Genomic DNA, 23,920 nt, shown 5'->3' with positions numbered 1-23,920 from the left:
TTAATTTTGGTTAACTTAATTTTCAAAGTAAGAGAAAGGAGGGGAATATATGCGGGAAGAAACCTATTACAGCGTCAGAATGAGAGCTTCCCGAAACGCCCCCCATGAGCAGGGCGGAAAACACATTTCCGGCGGAGAACGGCTCATCACTTACAGCGGTTTACAGGAAGCGGTAGATGGCTTATTACATAAAGGCTTCTCGCACTCAAGAGGGATACCTGATTTTATGCAAATTCAGCTTGAAAGCATTAATGAACCGATCGAAACGATCGGCCCTTTGCCGGTTGCTTTCCATCAAACAGACACGCCGGAAAAAGGACAAGCAATCGCCCGCAAGCTTCTGCAAAAGGCGGGGATTTCCCCGTACATGATAGAGAAAGCGTACGAAAACCTTGCGGAATATGCAGAGGCAAGAGGAGCGGTCCTGTTTGATATCCGGGCAGGAGAACGCATTGACGGCAGAGGAAATAGAGGTGTGCGGGTATCCCGAGTGGATTGGCCGTCACATGATTTTCAAAAATGGGCTTTTACTCACAACATGCCGGAACATTCACGAATAAAAGAAGCACATGCCATCGCGGCAAAAGTTTGCGCATATCCGGGGATTATTGCTGAATTGTGCTGGTCGGATGACCCTGATTACATAACAGGCTACGTTGCCGCAAAGAAGCTGGGATATCAGCGGATTGCCAAGATGAAGAATGCCGGAGATGAAAGCGGATGCCGGATTTTCTTTACAGATGGCTCCATAGATACGGAGAGCTGTATCCATTTTTTAGAGAAGCAGCCTGTATTCATTCAGCGGGAGGAGAAATGATGAAACAATCAATGATTGAAAAAAGCAAACAGCATCTTTGGCTGCCTTTCACACAAATGAAAGATTACGATGAAGATCCGTTAATCATTGAAAGCGGAAACGGGATCATGCTGAAAGACATCAGCGGCAAAGAATATTATGACGGCTTTTCTTCAGTATGGCTCAATGTACACGGCCACCGCAAAAAAGAAATGGATGAAGCGATTCAAAAACAGCTTGAAAAAATCGCTCATTCGACCTTACTGGGTATGACGAACGTTCCCGCAACAGAACTTGCCGAGATGCTGACAGGCATCACACCGGAAAAGCTGACACGCGTTTTTTACTCCGACAGCGGAGCGGAAGCAATGGAAATCGCTCTGAAAATGGCCTTTCAATACTGGAAAAACATAGGGAGACCCGAGAAACAGACGTTTATTTCTATGCAGAACGGCTATCACGGCGATACGATCGGAGCCGTCAGCGTCGGCTCCATTGAACTCTTCCACCATGTGTACGGCCCGCTGATGTTTGAAAGCTACAAAGCCCCGATTCCGTATGTATACAGATCTGAAAGCGGTGACCCCGTACAGTGCCGGGATGAATGCCTTCACGCGCTCGAACAGCTGCTTGCAAAGCATCACGAAGAGATTGCCGCACTTACGATCGAATCGATGGTGCAAGGCGCATCCGGGATGATCGTCATGCCTGAAGGCTTTCTGGCAGGCGTACGAAAGCTGTGTACGGCATATGATGTGTTAATGATCGTTGATGAAGTGGCGACGGGGTTCGGCCGCACCGGAAAAATGTTTGCCTGTGAGCATGAAAATGTCCAGCCGGACTTGATGGCGGCAGGGAAAGGCATTACGGGAGGCTATTTGCCGATCGCTGTGACGTTTGCCACAGAAGCCATTTATGAAGCCTTCTACGATGACTACGACAAAATGAAAACATTTTTCCACGGCCATTCCTATACAGGAAATCAGCTTGGCTGTGCCGCGGCAATTGAAAATCTGCGTTTATTCGAATCAGAGCGCATCGTTGAACAAGTCGCCGAAAAATCAAAAACGGCAGCGAAATTTCTTCATGATCTGAAGCAGCTTCCTCATGTCGGCGATGTCCGCCAGCTCGGTTTCATGTGCGGCATAGAGCTTGTGCAGGATAAGGGGACAAAACAGCCTTATCCGCCTGAAAAGCGGATGGGATACAAGGTGTCCTTGAAAATGAGAGAGCTTGGTATGCTGACACGGCCGCTCGGAGACGTCATCGCCTTTCTGCCGCCGCTTGCCAGCACAACCGATCAGTTACAAGCCATGATCTCCATTATGAAAGAAGCGATAGCCGAGGTGACCGGCCGTGGATTTTGACGGATGGCTCTTCAAAAGGCTCGATGCGGTGAAAAGAGACGGGCTGTATCGGACGCTGCGAACACAGGAATCCGCTCTCAAAACCAAGGGGCAAAAGCGGCAGACCTGGGCGTCCAATGACTATTTAGGCCTGTCAAAAGATGAGCGGCTGATCACAGCTGCGCAAACGGCGCTGAGCCGGTTCGGGGCAGGAAGCGGCGGCTCACGGTTAACGACAGGAAATACTGTGTGGCACGAAAAACTTGAACAAACAATCGCGGACTTTAAACAGACGGAAGCGGCTTTATTGTTTTCAAGCGGTTACTTGGCAAATATCGGCGTGCTTGCCTCACTGCCTCAAAAAGGCGATGTCATTTTAAGCGATCAACTGAACCATGCGAGCATTGTTGACGGCTGCCGTTTATCAAAAGCGGAAACCCTCGTGTACCGCCATATTGATATGGCTGATCTTGAGAAAAAACTTGCCTCCGTCCAGGCTCGGAACCGCCGCTTTATCGTCACAGACGGCGTCTTCAGCATGGACGGCACAATCGCGCCTCTTGACCGCATAATGGCGCTTGCAAAGCAGTACCAGGCATTTGTGATAGCAGATGACGCGCATGCAACCGGTGTACTCGGGGAAAACGGCGGGGGAACCAGTGACTATTTCGGTGTTTGTCCTGATGTTGTCATCGGCACATTAAGCAAAGCTGTAGGAACGGAAGGCGGTTTTGCCGCGGGATCAAACATTTTCATTGATTTTTTGCTGAATCAGGCGCGGACGTTTATTTTTCAGACGGCCCTCCCGCCGTCAATTTGTGCGGCTTCGCATACGGCACTTGACATCATATCAGATATGCACGATACGCGCCGTGAGCTGCAGTCGTCTGTCAAAACGATAAAAACGCGTCTGGCCGATATGGGCTTTACCGTAAGAGGCGGAGATACACCGATTATCCCCGTTATCATCGGTGATGCAAAAACAGCGGTTTCAGCCGCTGCGCTGCTGGAGAAAAAGGGAATCTGCGCCCCGGCCATCCGCCCGCCCGCCGTTCCGGAAGGCGAAAGCAGAATCAGGCTGACCGTTACGGCTGATCGCAGCTTACAGAACATAGACGAACTGACAGAAGCATTTGATTCCATTAGAAAAGAGCTGAATATAAACAAATGAGAAGTTTTTTTGTTACAGGAACAGATACCGGCGTCGGAAAAACCATCGTTTCTTGCGGACTTGCCGCGGCATTCCGGCAGAAACAGGCGGATATCGGAGTGTTTAAGCCGTTTTTAAGCGGCGTGCCGCGATCTCATCCGGAAAGTGACACCTCGCTGTTGAAAGACATGTCACAAACCGCACTGTCTCATGAAGAAATTACGCCATTTGAATGGAAAGAGCCGCTTGCGCCGTACACGGCCGCCATGCTTGAGGGGAAATCCGTGAGCATGGATGAAGTCATGGCCCACTGGAGTAAGATCAAAAATCGTCATGAGTGTTTCATCGTCGAGGGGGCAGGCGGCATTTCCGTCCCGCTTGGTGAAAATTACTTAGTCAGTGATCTGATAAAAGCCTTGGAATTGCCGGCAGTGATTGTCACCAGGCCTGATCTCGGAACCATCAACCACACATATTTAACCGTTGAATATGCGAAAAACATGGGGATAGAGGTTCTCGGCATTATTATCAACGGCGTAAGGAGCAGGCGGGGGCTGGACGAAAAGACAAACCCGAGCATGATTGAAACATTATGCAAAGTTCCGATTTTGGGAATCACACCGAAGCTGGATCACGTTTCACCGGAAAACATTCAACACATGATTGAGAAACATATAGATGTTTCCTCTTTCATGAATCTGACACAAATGGGGAGATAAACATGAATCAATGGATGGATCTTGCAGAGAGAGTGCTGGACGGGGCGGAAGTAACGAATCAAGAAGCGCTGGCCATTTTAAATTGTCCTGATGAGGATCTTTTATTGCTGATGCATGCCGCTTTTCATATCAGAAAACGATTTTACGGAAAAAAAGTAAAGCTGAATATGATTATGAATGCAAAATCAGGCCTGTGTCCGGAAAATTGCGGGTACTGTTCACAATCTTCAATATCAAAAGCGCCGATCGAGTCTTATCGGATGGTGGATAAGCATATATTGCTGAAGGGGGCAAAACGCGCCCACGACCTGAATATAGGGACATACTGTATCGTCGCCAGCGGGCGGGGACCGTCAAACAGAGAAGTAGATCAAGTTGTTGATGCTGTCAAAGAAATTAAAGAAACGTACGGTTTAAAAATCTGCGCATGCCTCGGTCTGCTGAAGCCGGAACAGGCAGAGCGGCTGAAACAGGCAGGAGTAGACCGGTACAATCATAACATCAATACATCACAAAGGAATCACTCAAACATTACGACCTCCCACACGTATGACGACAGGGTCAACACAGTGGAAACGGCGAAACAATCGGGGATGTCACCTTGTTCTGGTGTCATCGTCGGCATGAAAGAGACGAAACAGGACGTCATTGATATGGCGAACAGCTTAAAAGCGCTTGACGCCGACAGCATCCCGGTTAATTTTCTGCATGCGATTGACGGAACTCCGTTAGAAGGGGTAAGCGAATTACATCCGGTGTATTGCCTGAAAGTGCTCGCCTTGTTCCGTTTTATCAATCCGTCAAAAGAAATCCGTATCTCAGGAGGCCGGGAAGTCAACCTTCGTTCGCTGCAGCCGCTGGGACTTTATGCCGCAAATTCGATTTTCGTCGGAGATTACTTAACGACAGCAGGGCAGCAAGAAACAGAGGATCATCAAATGCTCCATGATTTAGGTTTTGAAGTCGAATCCGTTGAAGAAATGAAAGCCGGCCTGCAATCCGCCTGCAATACGGAGGTATAAGATGACGGCGGGCCTATCGATTGCACATCCGTCTCTCCATGCGGATTCGGATTTTTGGAATGACCCTTACCCGTTTTATGACAAACTGCGATCCATTGATCCTATTTATAAAGGAACCGTATTAAAATATCCGGGCTGGTATGTCACCGGGTACAAAGAGGCGGCAGCGATTCTGAAAGACACCCGATTTAAAAACCGCATTCCTCTTCCGGAAGCTTCAACGAAATATCAAAATCTATCGCATATCCAGCACGATATGCTGTTATTTAAAAATCAATCAGACCATAAGCGGATGCGGATGCTTATCGGTAAAGAATTTACCGCAAAGACGGCGGAATCACTTCGCCCCTGTATAAAAAAAACCGTTCATGACTTGTTGGATCAAGTCCAAATCAAAAAAACCGCGGATCTTGTTTCAGAGTTTGCCTTTCCATTGGCAAGCCTTATCATTGCGGAGATACTCGGAGTGCCGAAAGAGGAGAGATATCAATTCAGACAATGGACGGCAGACGTCATCCAGGCCATTGATCTTACCCGATCAAGAAAGACGTTAGTCAGAGCAAGCGACACCGCAGGCAGGCTGACGTCATATTTCAGAGATTTGATTCACAAGCGGGAAGCGCACCCTCAGCAAGACTTGATCAGCAGGTTTATTATGGAGGAACAGCTTTCAAAAGAGGAAGTGCTCGCGACATGTATCTTACTTGTCATAGCCGGACACGAGACGACGGTAAACCTCATAAGCAACGGTGTGTTTACTTTATTGAAACACCCTGAACAGCTTAGCGCACTGAGAGAAAACCCCTCGCTTATTGAAACTGCAGTTGAGGAATGTCTGCGCTACGACAGCCCCGCGCAGCTGACGGCACGCACCGCCTCAGAAGACTGCGAAATAAATGGGAAGACCATAAAAAAAGGAGAGCAGGTATATATCCTTTTAGGGGCAGCCAATCGCGATCCAAGCATATTCGATCAACCTCACAAAATGGATATCCAAAGAAAGCCGAATCCGCATCTTGCATTCGGAAAGAACGCCCATTTTTGCATAGGCTCCTCATTAGCGCGCATCGAAGCACAAATTGCAATTCTCACACTGTTTGAGCGGATACCTAAGCTTCGGCTGGCTGCACACCGCCTTGAATACCGCAAGCTCATTGGTTTTAGGTCGCTCAAAGAGCTCCCGGTTGTCATTGGCTGAATGACCATGCAGGAGGGCCGGATTTTATCGGTTCCTCTTGCAGGAAATAAATGAAAGAAAAAAGAATACATATTTATAAAGCAAAAATCCTCTCTGATCCATCTCACTATCCCTAAAAAAACTCACTGCTCAGCCAATCAATCTAATACAGCAAGGGTCTCCCTTTCTTTCGCCAAAACGGAACATTCACCATGATGCACATTTTTTCAGCCTCAGAAACTGTGCAAAACCGGCATGTTTTTTGCTTTATTTTCTCGATTTTTGTAAGCGCTTACTAATATTGAGCAGAAAAGAGGGGGATTTGTGGACATTGTTATTATTTTATTGGCATTAGGCATGCTGATGTTTGCGGCTTACCGGGGCTTTTCAGTCATTTTATTCGCCCCGATTTGCGCGCTGTTTGCCGTGCTCCTGACAGATCCAAGCTTCGTACTTCCTTTCTTCTCGAATATATTTATGGAGAAGATGGTAGGATTTATTAAGCTGTATTTTCCCGTATTTCTTTTAGGGGCCGTTTTTGGCAAGGTTGTTGAAATATCCGGGCTCGCCGAGTCGATTGCAAAAACAATCGTCAAGCTTGTGGGAGCAAAAAGAGCCATTCTCGCCATCGTCTTAATGGGTGCGATTTTAACGTACAGCGGCGTCAGTCTCTTCGTAGCGGTGTTTGCCATTTATCCGTTTGCTAAAAACTTATTTATTAAAGCTGATATTCCCAAGCGTCTGATACCCGGTACGATTGCATTGGGCGCCTTTACATTTACAATGGATGCGCTTCCCGGCACACCGCAAATTCAAAATGTCATTCCGACCGCTTTTTTTAAAACAAACATTTATGCCGCTCCCTGGCTCGGACTGATTGGTGCAGCATTTGTGCTTACGGCCGGAATGATTTATTTAGAATCCCGGCGCAAAAAAGCGGCCAATGCCGGAGAAGGCTATGCTGGATTTCAATCTGAAGTTTCCGCTGCAGAGGAATCCTCAAGTCTGGCTAATGAAACACATACGCCTGTTTTACCGCAGAAGGCAGAACCCAGCCCCGCGCGGCAAGTGCTCGCCTTTGTTCCGCTTATCCTTGTGGGGGTCATGAACAAATGCTTCACGATGTGGCTCCCGCATTGGTACCCTGGCGGATTTGATTTTGCGCCGCTCGGCTTAGAAGCGTTCGGGAAGATTGACCTTTCCTCCGTCACTGCGATCTGGTCAGTAGAACTCGCACTGTTCACCGGAATCATGACCACGATTTTGTTCGATTGGAAAAAAGTCCTCTTCAATTTGAAAGAAGGACTGAATGAGGGTATCGGGGGTGCCTTGCTGGCGTCGATGAATACAGGAGCCGAATACGGATTTGGCGGCATCATTGCGGCGCTTCCCGGCTTTAAAATGGTCAGCAGCGGCATATCGCAGACGTTTACTGATCCGCTCGTCAACGGAGCGGTGACGACCACTGCGCTTGCCGGGATTACAGGATCGGCATCAGGAGGAATGGGCATCGCTTTAAGCACGATGTCAGCAGCGTATACAGAAGCAATCAATACATTCCACATCCCGCCGGAGGTCATGCACCGGGTGATCTCGATGGCCTCCGGCGGGATGGACACTCTTCCTCATAATGGCGCCGTCATTACGCTGCTCGCGGTCACCGGGTTGACCCACCGCCAATCCTACAGGGATATCTTTGCCATTACCGTCATTAAAACAGCCGCTGTGTTTGTCATCATCGCCATTTACAGTCTGACGGGCCTTGTGTAGCCAAAACAGAAAGGGGAAACGAATATGGGAAAAGGAAAAGTGATGGACTCTTATCAAGATGCTGCTGCACTGATCAAGGACGGAGACACCCTCATCGCAGGAGGCTTCGGCCTGTGCGGCATTCCGGAACAATTAATTCTCGCGATCAGGGACAGCGGCGTAAAAAACTTGACCGTTGTCAGTAATAACTGCGGTGTTGATGATTGGGGGTTAGGCCTCTTGCTTGCAAACCGGCAGATCAAAAAAATGGTCGCATCCTATGTGGGAGAAAACAAAACCTTTGAACGGCAGTTTTTAAGCGGAGAGCTGGAAGTCGAATTGGTGCCCCAAGGAACGCTCGCAGAAAGAATTCGCGCGGGAGGGGCGGGCATTCCGGCGTTTTACACACCTGCGGGCGTCGGAACATCAGTAGCCGAGGGAAAAGAACATAAGACATTTGACGGACGCACCTATCTTCTGGAGAAAGGGATTACAGGGAACGCCGCCATCGTAAAGGCCTGGAAAGCCGATCCTCTGGGCAACCTGATGTTCAGAAAGACGGCGAGAAATTTCAATCCGCTCGCTGCAATGGCAGGCAAAGTGACGATTGCAGAGGCTGAAGAAATCGTCGATGCCGGAGAGCTTGATCCGGATCAAATTCATACGCCGGGTATTTTTGTGCAGCACGTGCTGCTCGGCGGGATTCATGAAAAACGGATTGAACGCCGCACCGTCCGGCAAGCATGATAAAGGAGGCTGACAGAATGAGAGATAGCAGAAAACGAATGATCAAACGGGCTGTAAAGGAAATTAAGGACGGAATGAATGTGAACTTGGGGATAGGGATGCCGACGCTTGTAGCCAATGAGATACCGAATGATTATAACGTCCTGCTTCAGTCTGAAAACGGCTTGCTCGGGATCGGTCCTTATCCGGCGGAAGGAACGGAGGACCCCGATCTGATCAATGCGGGAAAAGAAACCATCACCGAAGTAAAGGGAGCCTCGTATTTTGACAGTGCCGAATCCTTTGCCATGATTCGCGGCGGCCACATTGATGTAGCGATCCTCGGCGGGATGGAAGTGTCCGAACGGGGAGATTTGGCGAACTGGATGATCCCCGGAAAAATGATCAAAGGAATGGGCGGCGCCATGGACTTGGTCCACGGAGCAAAACGGATTATTGTCATTATGGAGCACGTGAATAAATATGGGGAATCTAAAGTGAGAACGGAATGTACGCTGCCTTTAACCGGCAGGCAGGTGGTCGATCGGCTGATCACAGATTTGGCTGTATTCGATTTTCATGATGGCCGTATGACGCTCACCGAACTGCAGGAAGGTGTAACAATGGAGGAGGTCTTTGAGAAAACAGAAGGTCATTTTACTGTCAGCCAGTCGTTAAAAAACGGGGTCAGACCAAAATGAGGAGGTGCCGTCATGCATTCATTGCTTATTGAAAAAACAGCCGTTGTAACAGGAGCAGCCGGAGGAATCGGGCTTGAAATCGCAAAAGAATTCGCCCGTGAAGGAGCAGCCGTCATCATCTCTGATATAAACGAACAAGCGGGGAAAGAAGCGGCGGCAAGACTGAAAGATGAAGGCTGTGAAGCAGTCAGCATCACATGCGATGTAACAAATGAAAAGCAAGTGGCCGACATGCTGCAGACGGTCGAGAAACAATTCGGACGTCTCGATATCCTTGTGAATAATGCCGGCATTCAGCATGTCGCGCCCATCGAGGAATTTCCCACCGAACAGTTTGAACGGCTCATTCGTCTCATGCTGACTGCGCCATTTATCGCAATGAAGCATGCATTTCCCATTATGAAAAAACAGCAATTCGGTCGAATCATTAATATGGCGTCTGTCAACGGACTGATCGGTTTTCACGGGAAAGCGGCATATAACAGCGCCAAGCACGGCGTCATTGGTTTAACGAAAGTCGGCGCACTTGAAGGCGCGGCTGACGGCATTACCGTCAATGCGCTTTGTCCGGGATATGTGGACACTCAGCTTGTCCGCAATCAGTTAAAGGACATTTCCGCAACAAGGAATGTACCGTACGAGCGGGTGCTTGAGGACGTCATCTTTCCGCTCGTTCCCCAAAAACGGCTGCTGTCAGTGAAGGAAATCGCTGATTACGCCGTATTTTTGGCCAGCGACAAAGCAAAAGGGGTCACAGGTCAGGCCGTAGTCATGGATGGCGGGTATACCGCTCAATAGTTCTTATACTTTTTAAAAAAACAGCCGCTCTGAACGGCTGTTTTTTTATGCCTGAAAACCTTGCTCACTCAATAGGCCGATTTACTGCGTCAATCGGTATCCGGGCAGGGTCATTCGCATGTTCTGCGGCGTATTTCGTCCTTGCGGATTTTCCCCATCCAGATCCATCTCTTGCGCCACATTTATAAACAAGCGCAATCAGTTTACAATCCTTCACAGATATACAAATGATTTTTTACAATAAACAGAAAATATGTAATTTCCGACACAATAATGCCAATAGCCCTAAAACATATGAAACATGAAGAGCGCGTCCGAAGTGAAGAAGAGCCGGTAACAGGCTCCACCCCGGCTTTCATCATCTCTCTTTAGGACTGATTTTCGGCGAAACCCCCATGTTTTATTTTATGAATAAATATATCTAATTCGTTTGTGAAAACGAACAATAACTCCTCCGAAAGTATTCTATACACATTTGTTATAATCATGCTAGGATGTTAGATAAAGGGATATTTTGTAGGATATTGTATCCCCTGTTCAATATGATCGGAGGAATCTCATGAACAATCTTGCCTTTTTATTTCCTGGACAAGGGTCTCAATTTGTAGGAATGGGCAAACAATTTTGGAATGATTTTGTGCTCGCAAAGAGATTGTTTGAAGAAGCGAGCGATGCGATCTCCTTGGATGTAAAAAAACTGTGTTTTAACGGAGATATGAATGAATTGACAAAGACAATGAACGCGCAGCCCGCTATTTTAACGGTCAGTGTAATTGCTTTTCAAGTGTATATGCAGGAAATAGGGGTGAAGCCCCGCTTCCTGGCAGGCCATAGCTTAGGCGAATATTCAGCGCTTGTCTGTGCCGGCGCCCTTTCTTTTCGGGATGCCGTTACACTTGTAAGGGAGCGGGGAATTCTTATGCAAAATGCAGATCCTCAGCAGCAGGGGGCGATGGCCGCCGTGACTCACCTCTCTCTTCAAACCTTGCAGGAAATATGTTCGAAAGTGTCGACGGAAGACTTTCCGGCAGGAGTAGCCTGCATGAATTCAGAACAGCAGCACGTAATTTCCGGACACCGGCAAGCTGTGGAACGTGTCATCAAGATGGCGGAGGAAAAGGGTGCGGCATACACTTATTTGAATGTCAGTGCGCCTTTTCACAGTTCGATGATACGATCAGCCTCCGAACAATTCCAGACTGTATTACACCGGTATTCCTTCCGGGATGCCGCATGGCCGATCATTTCAAATGTCACCGCGCGCCCTTACAGCAGCGGAAATTCAATCAGCGAACATCTCAAGCAGCACATGACGTTGCCGGTTAGATGGACAGAATCGATGCATTACTTGCTTTTACATGGAGTCACAGAAGTCATCGAAATGGGTCCGAACAATGTCTTAGCCGGTCTGCTGAGAAAAACAACGAATCACATTGTACCTTATCCCTTAGGACAGACATCTGATGTTCCCCCGCTTTCCAATCCAGCGGAAAGAAAGAAACATATTGTCCATTTACGCAAAAAACAACTGAATAAATTGATGATTCAATCCGTCATTGCGCGAAATTACAACAAGGATTCAGCGGCTTATTCCACTATGACGACGCCATTATTTACGCAAATCCAAGAGCTGAAAGAGAGAATGAAAAGGCATGAAGACGTGCTTTCAGAACAAGAACTCGAACATTCGATCCATTTATGCAAATTAATTTGTGAAGCTAAACAGCTTCCGGCTTGGGAAGAATTGCGGATTTTAAAATAAAGCGCCCAGGAGGGGACCTATGTATACCAGTCAATTCCAAACCTTAGTAGATGTCATTCGGGAAAGAAGCAGTATCTCTGATCGCGGGATCCGTTTTATCGAATCCGATAAAAACGAGACGGTTGTCTCTTACCGCCAATTGTTTGAAGAGGCGCAAGGGTATCTTGGCTATTTACAGCATCTCGGCATTAAGCCGAAGCAGGAAATTGTATTTCAAATCCAAGAGAACAAATCATTTGTCGTTGCTTTTTGGGCTTGTATATTAGGAGGAATGATCCCGGTTCCGGTCAGTATCGGTGAAGATGATGACCATAAACTGAAGGTCTGGCGCATTTGGAATATATTAAATCATCCCTTTCTGATTGCCTCTGAAAAAGTATTGGACAAAATAAAGAAATACGCTGCAGAACACGATTTACAGGATTTCCATCATCAATTAAACGAAAAATCTGACATCATTCAAGATCAAACCTACGATTACCCCGCTTCATTTTATGAACCTGATGCGGATGAACTCGCCTTTATCCAATTTTCTTCCGGATCGACAGGAGATCCAAAAGGAGTCATGTTAACGCATCACAACTTAATACATAACACGTGCGCCATTGGGACTGCCCTACACGTTCATTCGAAAGACTCTTTCTTATCATGGATGCCTTTAACGCATGATATGGGGCTCATCGCCTGCCACCTTGTTCCCTTCATAACCGGAATCAATCAAAATCTAATGCCTACAGAGTTATTTATTCGCAGACCTATTCTTTGGATGAAAAAAGCTCATGAACATAAAGCCAGTATTCTATCCTCTCCTAATTTCGGGTACAACTACTTCCTTAAATTTCTGAAAAACGAACCAGACTGGGATTTATCCCACATCAAGGTCATCGCAAACGGTGCAGAACCGATATTGCCGGAGCTGTGTGACGAATTTTTGAAAAGATGCGCAGCATTCAATCTGAAAAGATCCGCCATTTTGAATGTTTACGGTTTAGCGGAAGCTTCGGTTGGCGCAGCGTTCTCTAAAATAGGTAAAGAATTCGTTCCTGTTTATTTGCATCGTGACTATTTAAATCTTGGTGAAAGAGCTGTAAAAGTCAGCAAAGAGGACCAAAATTGCGCTTCATTCGTCGAGGTGGGACAACCTATTGACTATTGTCAGCTTCGGATCTCCGATGAAACAAATGAAAGAGTAGAAGACGGAATCATCGGCCATATCCACATCAAAGGAGACAATGTGACGCAAGGGTATTATAACAACCCAGAGAGTACGGAAAAAGCGCTGACTTCTGACGGCTGGGTAAAAACGGGAGACCTCGGATTCATTAGTGAAAGTGGTAACTTAGTCGTAACCGGAAGAGAAAAGGACATTATTTTCGTGAACGGAAAAAATATCTACCCGCACGATATTGAACGGGTCGCGATTGAAATGGAAGAGGTTGACTTAGGAAGGGTTGCCGCCTGCGGTGTATATGATCAAAAGACACAAAGCGGAGAAATCGTGCTCTTTGTTGTTTACAAAAAATCACCTGAAAAATTCGCACCGCTTGTCAAAGAGATAAAAAAGCATTTGTACAAGCGGGGCGGCTGGAGCATAAAAGAAGTCCTTCCGATCCGAAAACTCCCTAAAACAACCAGCGGAAAGGTTAAACGCTACGAACTTGCCAGACAGTATGAGGCAGGGAATTTTTCAACAGAGTCTGCCGCCATCAATGAATGTTTGGAGAGCAGCCCGGAAACATCCGGACAGACACCCATTCATGAGATAGAAACGGAATTGCTGTCTATCTTTTCCGAAGTGCTCAACGGGAAAAAAGTTCACCTCGCTGACAGTTATTTTGATATGGGAGCAAATTCATTACAGTTATCGCAGATTGCCGAGCGCATAGAACAGAAATTCGGACGCGAGCTTGCCGTTTCAGATCTCTTTACGTATCCTTCTATCACTGATTTAGCGGCATATCTGTCTGAAAGCCGGGCTGAAATCAAACAGGACGCGGCAGCGAAACCAAGCCATGTGACACCGAAAGATATCGCCATTATCGGGATGTCGCTCAATGTCCCGGGAGCGTCAACGAAAAGTGATTTTTGGAATCTGCTTGAAAAAGGTGAGCACAGCATTCGAGAATACCCCGAATCCCGGCTGAAAGATGCGGCGGATTATTTAAAGTCCATCCAAAGCGAGTTCAATGAGAGTCAGTTTGTGAAGGGCGGCTATTTAGATGAAATCGACCGCTTTGATTATTCGTTCTTCGGTTTAGCTCCTAAAGCGGCTCAGTTTATGGACCCTAACCAAAGACTGTTTTTGCAGTCTGCATGGCATGTGATTGAAGATGCGGGCTATGCCGGCGGGAGCATGAACGGGAGCCGTGTCGGGGTATATGCGGGGTACTCGAAGGTGGGCTACGATTATGAACGTCTCCTTTCTGCGAATTATCCGGAGGAACTTCATCAATATATCGTGGGCAATCTCCCTTCCGTGCTAGCCAGCCGAATCGCTTATTTCTTAAATTTAAAAGGGCCGGCGGTCACAGTGGATACGGCATGCTCCTCATCGCTTGCCGCCGTTCATATGGCATGTAAATCTTTAATGTCCGGCGATTGTGAAATGGCTCTTGCCGGAGGTATCCGAACATCGCTCTTGCCGATCTGTATCGGGCTTGATATGGAATCTTCGGACGGGTACACGAAAACGTTCAGCAAAGATTCAGACGGCACGGGCACAGGTGAAGGCGCGGCCGCAGTCCTGCTAAAACCTTTGCAGGATGCTGTTCGCGACGGAGACCATATTTACGGTGTAATCAAGGGAAGCGCGATGAATCAAGACGGAACAACCGCCGGGATTACAGCACCGAATCCGGCAGCTCAGACTGAGGTCATTGAGACGGCTTGGAAAGACGCGGGCATTGCCCCTGAAACACTGTCTTTCATCGAAGCGCATGGCACCGGAACGAAGCTCGGTGATCCGGTTGAATTTAACGGACTTTGTAAAGCGTTTGAAAAGTATACGGCAAAAAAACAATTTTGTGCGATTGGTTCTGTTAAATCGAACATCGGTCATTTGTTTGAAGCGGCAGGCATCGTCGGGCTGATCAAATCTGTCCTCATGCTGAATCACAAGAAAAATCCGCCGTTAGCGCACTTTAATGAACCTAATCCGCTCATTCATTTTCACTCTTCACCATTTTACGTAAACCAGGAAGCTGCAGCGTTCACATCCGGTGATGAGCCGCTGCGAGGCGGAATCAGCTCGTTCGGTTTTAGCGGAACGAACGCTCATGTGGTATTGGAAGAATATATTTCTCAAAGTGAGTATGCACCCGAGGATGAACATGGGCCGCACCTATTTGTTTTATCCGCTCATACTGAAAAATCACTCTATGAACTCGCACAGCAGTACCGGCAATATGTATCGGATGACAGCCAAGCTTCATTAAAGTCCATTTGCTATACAGCCAGTACGGGCAGGGCTCATTTGGATCATGGCATTGCCATGATTGTATCCGGTAAACAAGAACTATCGGATAAGCTGACCCGCCTGATTCAGGGAGACAGAAACCTTCCCGGTGTATACATCGGTTACAAGAATATGAAGGAAATGCTGCCTGCTCATAAAGAAGAGCTGAATCAACAAGCAGCCGCTCTGATTAAGCAGCGTTTACGTACGCAAGATGAACGGATCACATGGCTGCATCGCGCAGCCGAATTATTTGTGCAAGGAGCCGTTATCGATTGGCGCGCGCTTTATTCCGGTGAAACTGTACAAAAGACGCCATTGCCCCTGTATCCGTTTGAACGGAGCCGATGCTGGGCTGAAGCTGACCAATTGCGCTTAAACGAGGGCGAAAAGAAAGGAGGAGCAGCATTGAATATCAATCAATCGAAAGCGCACATTGAATCCTTCCTGAAAACTGTAATCAGCAACGCTTCAGGGATCAGAGCGGAGGCACTCGATCTGAATGCTCATTTTATCGGGCTCGGAATGGATTCTATCATGCTGTCACAGGTCAAAAAAGCCATCGCGGACGAATTTGGGGTAGACATCCCGATGGATCGTTTTTTTGATACGATGAACAACCTTCAAAGTGTCATAGATTACTTGGCTGAGACCGTTCCATCGTCCTTTGCATCCGCTCCCCCTCAAGAGAATGTTCCGGCGCAGGAAATACAGGTCATTTCAGAAGCACAGTCTGAATCGGATCGCAGAGAAGATCATCAAGAGCATATGCTCGAAAAAATAATCGTATCTCAGAATCAATTAATTCAGGATACCTTGCAAGCTCAATTAAATAGCTTTAATTTGTTGAGAAACAGCGGACATCATTCCGATGAGAAAGAATACGCTAAAGCGCAAGAGAAATCAATTCCTTCTGTCAAGCAGGGGCCTCCGACCGTCACTGCAGAACAGAAAGCGGCTCAAGAAGCGAAACCCTATGTTCCTTTCCAGCCTCAGAACCTGAATGATCAGGGGCACTATACCGTACGGCAAAAACAATACTTAGAAGATTTCATCAAGAAATACGCAGATAAAACGAAAGGTTCCAAAAAATATACGGACAACACCCGATTTGCTCATGCAAACAACCGCAATTTGTCCAGCTTCCGTTCGTATTGGAAGGAAATCGTATACCCGATTATCGCCGAACGTTCTGACGGTTCTAAAATGTGGGATATTGACGGAAATGAATATATCGATATCACCATGGGATTCGGGGTTAACCTTTTCGGGCATCATCCTTCCTTTATTACAGAGGTTATCGATGATTCAACCCGTTCATCATTGCCTCCGCTCGGCCCGATGTCAGATGTCGCCGGTGAAGTTGCCGACCGGATCCGCACATGTACCGGAGTGGAAAGGGTCGCTTTCTATAATTCCGGAACAGAGGCCGTCATGGTTGCCCTGCGTTTGGCGCGGGCGGCAACAGGAAGAAAGAAAGTCGTGGCGTTCTCCGGATCTTATCACGGCACGTTTGACGGCGTATTAGGGGTTGCCGGCACAAAAGGCGGGGCTGCGTCTGCGAATCCGCTGGCTCCAGGCATACTGCAGAGCTTTATGGATGATTTGATTATTTTACATTACAACAATCCCGATTCGCTGGACGTGATCCGCAGTCTTGGTGATGAATTGGCAGCCGTACTGGTGGAACCGGTACAAAGCCGCAGACCGGATTTGCAGCCGCAGGCATTTTTGAAAGAATTGCGGGCGATCACGCAGCAATCCGGAACAGCTCTGATTATGGATGAAATTATTACCGGATTTCGGATCGGTCTCGGCGGCGCACAGGAATGGTTCGGCATTCAGGCTGATTTAGTGACCTACGGAAAAATCATCGGCGGCGGACAGCCGTTAGGGGTAGTTGCCGGAAAAGCTGAGTTCATGAATGCGATCGACGGGGGTACCTGGCAGTATGGGGACGATTCCTACCCGCAAGACGAGGCGAAACGCACGTTTGTGGCCGGCACCTTCAATACACACCCGCTTACCATGAGGATGTCATTAGCCGTCCTTCGCCATTTACAAACCGAAGGAGAACATCTGTATGAGCAGCTTAATCAAAAAACAGCCTACCTGGTCGATGAGCTGAATCGCTGCTTCGAACAAGCGCAAGTGCCTATCCGCATGGTTCGATTCGGTTCTTTATTCCGGTTTGTCTCATCGCTTGATAATGACTTGTTCTTTTACCATCTCAACTATAAAGGGGTCTATGTATGGGAGGGACGCAACTGCTTCTTATCTGCGGCGCATACCGCGGATGATATCGAAAATATTATTCTAGCGGTGAAAGACACGGTGGAGGATCTTCGCCGAGGCGGATTTATTCCGGAAGGCCCGGATTCCCCTGGTGGCGGAGGCCGTAAAAAGTCCGGGACGCGCGAGCTTTCATCTGAACAAAAGCAGTTGGTTATGGCATCCCATTACGGGAATGAAGCTTCCGCCGCTTTAAACCAGTCCATTATGCTGAAAGTGAAGGGCGAACTGCAGTATACATCATTAAAACAAGCCGTCCGGCATATCGTTGACCGTCATGAAGCTTTACGTACGGTGATTCATCCCGATGACGAGGTACAGCAAGTGCTGGAACGGATGAATATAGAAATACCTGTCATTGATTTTACCGGTCACCCGCATGAACATCGGGAGCCGGAAATCCAAAAATGGCTGACAGAAGATGCCAAGCGGCCGTTTCATTTTCATGAACAAAAGCCTTTGTTTAGAATCCATGTGCTTACATCGGCTCACAATGAACATCTGATTGTGCTCACGTTCCATCATATCATTGCCGATGGATGGTCAATCGCCGTTTTTGTTCAAGAACTGGAGAGCAGCTACGCGGCAATCGTACAAGGAATACCGATTTCACCGAAAGAGGCAGATGTTTCGTTTCGCCAATACTTAGACTGGCAGCAGGCACAGATTGACAGCGGCCATTATGAAGAAGGGGTCCGTTATTGGCGGCGTCATTTTTCTGAACCGATACAGCAGCCAATTCTGCCAAGCACAGCTTCTGTCCGTTATCCGAACGGGTATGAGGGAGACCGGTGTACCGTCAGGCTTGGACGGCCATTGAGCGAGGCTTTAAGGTCATTAAGCATTCAGATGAAAAATAGCGTATTTGTGACGATGCTGGGTGCATTTCATCTTTTTCTGCACCGGCTTACCAAACAGTCAGGCCTTGTGATCGGGGTCCCCGCAGCAGGTCAATCGCATATGAAACAGCATGATCTGATTGGAAATTGCGTCAATATGATTCCGGTGAAGAACACGTCTTCTTCAGAAAGCACTTTATCCGGTTATCTTGGCAGTATGAAAGAAAGCGTGAATCTTGCAATGCGGCACCAAGCCGTCCCGATGACACTGGTGGCCAGAGAGCTTCCGCACGATCAAGTGCCGGATATGCGTATTATCTTTAATTTAGACAGGCCTTTTCGAAAACTGCATTTCGGAAAGGCTGAAGCGGAGCCCGTTGCATACCCGGTAAAATGCACCCTGTACGATTTATTTCTGAACATAACAGACGCGCATCAAGAATATGTTCTTGATTTCGACTTTAATACGAACGTCATCAGTCCGGAAATCATGAAAAAGTGGGGAGCGGGTTTTACAACATTGCTGCAAAAAATGGTTGAGGGAGATTCAATCCCTCTTGACGCCATGATGATGTTTTCCGATGAAGAACAGCATGATTTACAAGCACTTTACGCCGAACACCAGAAGCGGGTCTCTTCAATAGGAAGCAATACGGCAAATTTTACTGAAGCCTACGAGGCGCCGGTAAATGAAACGGAGCGGCAGCTGGCGCGGATTTGGGAGGAACTTTTCGGCCTTGAACGGGTCGGCAGATCAGATCGCTTCCTGGCTCTGGGGGGAAACTCACTCCAGGCAACGCTTATGCTTTCCAAAGTTCAGAAGACATTTCATCAAAAGGTTTCCATCGGACAATTTTTCAATCACCAGACTGTTAAGGAATTAGCACGTTTCATTCAGAACGAAACGAAAGTCGTGCACCTCCCGATGAAGGCTGCCGAGAAAAAAGCGTATTACCCGACATCGCCGGCACAGCAAAGAGTATATTTCCTGCACCAACTGGAACCGGATCAGCTGGCGCAAAATATGTTCGGCCACATATCAATAACAGGGAAGTACGATGAGCAGGCCCTGATCTCATCTCTTCAACAAGTGATGCAGCGGCACGAAGCGTTTCGCACGTATTTCGACATTATAGATGGCGATATCGTTCAGAAACTTGAAAACGAAGTTGATTTTAACGTTCATGTCCGGGCAATGAGCCGGGACGAATTTGATGCCTATTCAGACCGGTTTGTAAAACCGTTCCGCCTTGATCAAGCTCCGTTAGTTCGTGCGGAGCTGATCAAGATTGAAAACGAGCAGGCCGAACTGCTCATCGATATGCATCATATCATTTCGGACGGTTATTCCGTCAACATCCTTACAAATGAATTGCTGGCTTTATATCATCAGAAACCATTACCGGACATTGAATTTGAATATAAAGATTTCGCAGAATGGCAAAACCAACGGCTGAATGACGATGCCATGAAGCGGCAGGAGACATATTGGCTGGAACAATTTCAAGACGAAATTCCCATCCTTGACCTGCCGACAGACGGTTCAAAAGCGGCAGAACGGTCTTCTGAGGGACAGCGTGTGACATGCTCCTTACAGCCGGATGTCATCCGTTCGCTTCAAGACTTGGCGCAAAAGGCGGAAACGACTCTCTATACAGTGCTTCTGGCCGCCTATAATGTGCTGCTTCATAAATATACGGGACAAGAAGACATTGTCGTTGGCACGCCTGCATCAGGAAGAAATCATCCGGATATCGAAAAGATCATCGGTATTTTCATACAAACCATCGGAATCCGGACGAAGCCGCACGCCAATAGAACGTTTACGGATTATCTGGAAGAAGTAAAGCGGCAGACGCTTGACGCTTTCGAAAACCAAGACTATCCATTCGACCGGCTTGTGGAGAAATTAAATGTGCAGCGGGAAACAACCGGAAAGTCTCTGTTTAACACGATGTTTGTGTTTCAAAACATTGAATTTCATGAAATCCGGCACAATGAATGTACATTTAAAGTGAAAGAACGAAATCCAGGGGTCTCTTTGTATGATTTGATGCTCACGATCGAAGATGCCGGTCAACAGATAGAGATGCATTTTGATTATAAACCGGGACGATTCACAAAAGACACCATTGAACAGATCACCAGACACTATACCGCCATTTTAAACAGCCTTGTTGAGCAGCCGGAGATGACATTGTCTTCCGTTCCTATGCTGTCTGAAACCGAACGGCATCAACTGCTGACGGAGTGTAATGGCACAAAGACGCCGTATCCGCATAAGGAAACGGTATATCGGTGGTTTGAAATGCAGGCGGAACAGAGTCCCGATCATGAAGCCGTTATTTTTGGCAATGAGCGGTATACGTACAGACAGCTCAATGAACGGGCGAACCGATTGGCGCGGACGTTACGGACAAAAGGCGTACAAGCGGATCAATTCGTTGCCATCATCTGCCCGCATCGGATCGAGCTGATTGTCGGAATTTTGGCTGTTCTGAAAGCCGGCGGCGCATACGTGCCCATTGATCCTGAATATCCGGAAGATCGGATCCAATATATGCTGGGAGATTCAAGAGCGGAGGTTGTGTTGACACAGCGCAGCCTGCTGGATCAATTCCCGTATGATGGTGACGTTGTGCTTTTGGATGAGGAAAACTCATACCATGAGGAGCACTCGAATCTTGAATCGGACAGCGATGCGCATGATTTGGCCTACATGATCTATACGTCAGGTTCCACGGGAAATCCAAAAGGTGTACTCATTGAGCATCAGGGGCTGGCTGATTATATTTGGTGGGCGAAAGAGGTTTATGTAAGAGGTGAGAAAACCAACTTTCCATTATACTCTTCCATCTCTTTCGATCTGACTGTGACCTCGATATTTACACCGCTGGTTACGGGAAATACCATCATTGTCTTTGACGGCGAAGACAAAAGCGCTGTGCTTTCTGAGATTATGCGGGACTCAAGAATAGACATGATTAAATTGACCCCGGCACATCTGCACGTCATCAAGGAGATGAATATCGCTGGCGGCACCGCAATACGGAAAATGATTGTCGGCGGAGAAAATTTAAGCACCCGTCTGGCCAAAAGTGTCAGCGAGCAGTTTAAAGGCCGGCTGGACATTTTCAATGAATACGGACCGACGGAAGCTGTCGTCGGATGTATGATTTATCACTTTGACGCAGTACGGGACAAGCGGGAATTTGTACCGATCGGCACTCCGGCTGCCAACACGGATATTTATGTGGCCGATGCAAGCAGAAACCTGGTTCCGATCGGGGTAATCGGCGAAATATATATCAGCGGACCGGGTGTTGCCAGAGGGTATTGGAACCGCCCGGATTTAACGGAAGAGAAATTTGTTGAAAACCCGTATGTCCCGGGAGCGAAAATGTACAAATCAGGGGATTTGGCTAAGCGATTGAAGGACGGAAATCTTGTATATATTGGGCGCGTTGATGAACAAGTCAAAATCAGGGGACACCGAATCGAGCTTGGTGAAATTGAAGCAGCGATGCATAACGCGGAAGCGGTGCAAAAAGCCGCGGTTACAGTGAAAGAAGAAGAAGACGGCTTAAAACAATTATGCGCGTATTACGTAAGCGACAAGCCTATAGCGGCTGCGCAGCTTAGGGAACAATTGTCATCGGGGCTTCCGGACTACATGGTTCCGTCCTATTTTGTCCGTCTGGAGCATATGCCGTTAACGTCCAACGGGAAAATAAACCGTAAGGCACTGCCTGCACCGGAATCGAGTCTGCAGCAGACAGCTGAATATGTTCCGCCGGGTAATGAGACGGAGTCCAAACTGACAGATTTATGGAAGGAAGTGCTCGGAATAAGCCATGCGGGGATCAAACATAATTTCTTTGATCTCGGAGGCAACTCCATCCGAGCGGCTGCCTTAGCCGCCAGAATTCACAAAGAGCTGGATGTGAATCTGTCTCTCAAAGACATATTCAAGTTTCCTACCATTGAACAATTGGCTGACAAGGCGTTACACATGGACAAAAATCGATATGTACCGATTCCGGCTGCAAAGGAAATGCCATATTATCCGGTTTCTTCAGCTCAGAGGCGGATGTATTTATTAAGTCACACAGAAGGCGGCGAGCTGACTTACAATATGACGGGTGCCATGAATGTGGAAGGGACGATCGATCCCGAACAGTTAAACGCCGCTTTCCGAAAATTAATCGCGCGTCATGAAGCATTGCGGACCAGCTTTGATTTATATGAAGGCGAGCCGGCACAGCGTATTCATCAGAACGTCGACTTTACGATAGAACGAATTCAAGCAAGCGAAGAAGAAGCGGAAGACCGTGTGCTTGATTTCATCAAAGCGTTTGACTTAGCCAAACCGCCGCTGATGCGGGCCGGACTGATTGAAATTGAACCTGCGCGGCACGTGCTTGTGGTGGATATGCATCATATCATTTCTGACGGCGTGTCCGTCAATATTCTGATGAAAGATTTAAGCCGAATCTACGAGGGGAACGAACCGGACCCGCTCTCTATTCAATATAAAGACTTTGCAGTTTGGCAGCAATCGGACATTCAAAAACGGAACATCAAGAACCAGGAAGCGTATTGGCTGGATCAGTTTCACGGTGATATTCCTGTACTGGATATGCCTGCGGATTATGAGAGACCTGCCATACGCGATTACGAAGGCGAATCATTTGAATTTCTTATACCCGAACACTTGAAACAGCGTTTAAGCCAAATGGAAGAAGACACAGGAGCAACACTGTATATGATTTTATTGGCAGCCTATACGATTCTTTTATCCAAATACAGCGGACAAGAAGATATTATCGTAGGAACGCCATCTGCCGGGCGGACTCATCTGGATGTAGAGCCCGTCGTGGGAATGTTCGTCAATACGTTAGTCATTCGCAATCACCCGGCGGGCCGTAAAACATTTGATGCCTACTTAAATGAAGTAAAAGAAAACATGCTGAACGCCTATAAAAATCAAGACTATCCGTTGGAAGAATTAATTCAGCATCTGCATCTTCCAAAAGATTCAAGCCGCAATCCTTTATTCGATACGATGTTTGTGCTGCAAAATCTTGATCATGCTGAATTGACTTTCGATTCCCTTCAACTCAAGCCGTATCCATTTCATCATCCGGTTGCCAAATTCGATTTGACCTTGTCGATTCAGGCGGACCGCGACAACTATCACGGACTGTTTGAATATTCGAAAAAACTGTTTAAGAAAAGCAGAATCGAGGTTTTATCAAACGACTACCTACACATCCTATCGGCGATTTTGGAACAGCCAAGCATTCTAATCGAACATATCGGATTGAGCGGCAGCAATGAGGAAGAAGAGAACGCGCTTGATTCTATTCAATTGAACTTTTAGGGAAAA

General features: G+C 47.4%; 12 protein-coding genes. All 12 read left to right on the top strand.

What is annotated here, in order from left to right; genetic code table 11:
- Positions 1 to 49 precede the first annotated feature (49 nt).
- On the top strand, positions 50 to 817 hold the full coding sequence (locus G9F50_RS05830; RefSeq protein ID WP_060561607.1) for a 6-carboxyhexanoate--CoA ligase: 768 nt from the start codon (positions 50 to 52) through the stop codon (positions 815 to 817).
- A complete protein-coding gene (gene bioA, locus G9F50_RS05825) occupies positions 817 to 2,163 on the top strand; it encodes an adenosylmethionine--8-amino-7-oxononanoate transaminase (protein ID WP_012117687.1) in 1,347 nt (448 codons plus the stop codon). The genes G9F50_RS05830 and bioA overlap by 1 nt, the downstream gene beginning before the upstream one ends.
- Entirely contained in the window at positions 2,153 to 3,313 is a 1,161-nt protein-coding gene (gene bioF, locus G9F50_RS05820; RefSeq protein ID WP_060561608.1) for an 8-amino-7-oxononanoate synthase, read from the top strand. Before bioA ends, bioF begins: the two co-directional genes overlap by 11 nt.
- Positions 3,310 to 4,011, top strand: coding sequence for a dethiobiotin synthase (bioD, locus tag G9F50_RS05815; protein ID WP_060561609.1), 702 nt, complete (start codon positions 3,310 to 3,312; stop codon positions 4,009 to 4,011). The genes bioF and bioD overlap by 4 nt, the downstream gene beginning before the upstream one ends.
- A gap of 2 nt (positions 4,012 to 4,013) precedes the next feature.
- Positions 4,014 to 5,033 (top strand): biotin synthase BioB, encoded by a 1,020-nt coding sequence (bioB, locus tag G9F50_RS05810; protein WP_007410132.1) that lies wholly within the window; start codon positions 4,014 to 4,016, stop codon positions 5,031 to 5,033.
- A gap of 1 nt (position 5,034) precedes the next feature.
- Positions 5,035 to 6,231 carry a cytochrome P450 gene (locus G9F50_RS05805; RefSeq protein WP_060561610.1) on the top strand — a complete coding sequence of 399 codons (1,197 nt, stop codon included), beginning with the start codon at positions 5,035 to 5,037 and terminating at the stop codon, positions 6,229 to 6,231.
- Between the two features lie 303 nt (positions 6,232 to 6,534).
- A complete protein-coding gene (locus G9F50_RS05800) occupies positions 6,535 to 7,980 on the top strand; it encodes a GntP family permease (protein ID WP_060561611.1) in 1,446 nt (481 codons plus the stop codon).
- Positions 7,981 to 8,004: 24 nt separating this feature from the next.
- A complete protein-coding gene (locus G9F50_RS05795) occupies positions 8,005 to 8,706 on the top strand; it encodes a CoA transferase subunit A (protein ID WP_007410135.1) in 702 nt (233 codons plus the stop codon).
- Positions 8,707 to 8,723: 17 nt separating this feature from the next.
- Positions 8,724 to 9,386: a CoA transferase subunit B gene (locus G9F50_RS05790; protein ID WP_007410136.1), complete on the top strand. Its 663-nt coding sequence runs from the start codon at positions 8,724 to 8,726 to the stop codon at positions 9,384 to 9,386.
- 12 nt (positions 9,387 to 9,398) lie between these two features.
- Complete coding sequence (locus tag G9F50_RS05785) at positions 9,399 to 10,184, top strand: 3-hydroxybutyrate dehydrogenase (protein ID WP_060561612.1); 786 nt, start codon at positions 9,399 to 9,401, stop codon at positions 10,182 to 10,184.
- Positions 10,185 to 10,743: 559 nt separating this feature from the next.
- Positions 10,744 to 11,946, top strand: a complete 1,203-nt coding sequence (gene bamD / locus G9F50_RS05780; RefSeq protein WP_060561613.1) for a bacillomycin D biosynthesis malonyl-CoA transacylase BamD — start codon at positions 10,744 to 10,746, stop codon at positions 11,944 to 11,946.
- A gap of 19 nt (positions 11,947 to 11,965) precedes the next feature.
- Positions 11,966 to 23,914 (top strand): bacillomycin D hybrid PKS/NRPS BamA, encoded by an 11,949-nt coding sequence (gene bamA, locus G9F50_RS05775; RefSeq protein ID WP_165406468.1) that lies wholly within the window; start codon positions 11,966 to 11,968, stop codon positions 23,912 to 23,914.
- Positions 23,915 to 23,920: the final 6 nt, after the last annotated feature.

Origin of the sequence: Bacillus sp. EKM206B, from assembly GCF_011066015.1 — a bacterium.
Taxonomy (GTDB): domain Bacteria; phylum Bacillota; class Bacilli; order Bacillales; family Bacillaceae; genus Bacillus; species Bacillus velezensis.
The sequence above is the reverse complement of the archived record's forward strand: the minus strand, read 5'-3'. Positions and strand labels throughout refer to the sequence as shown.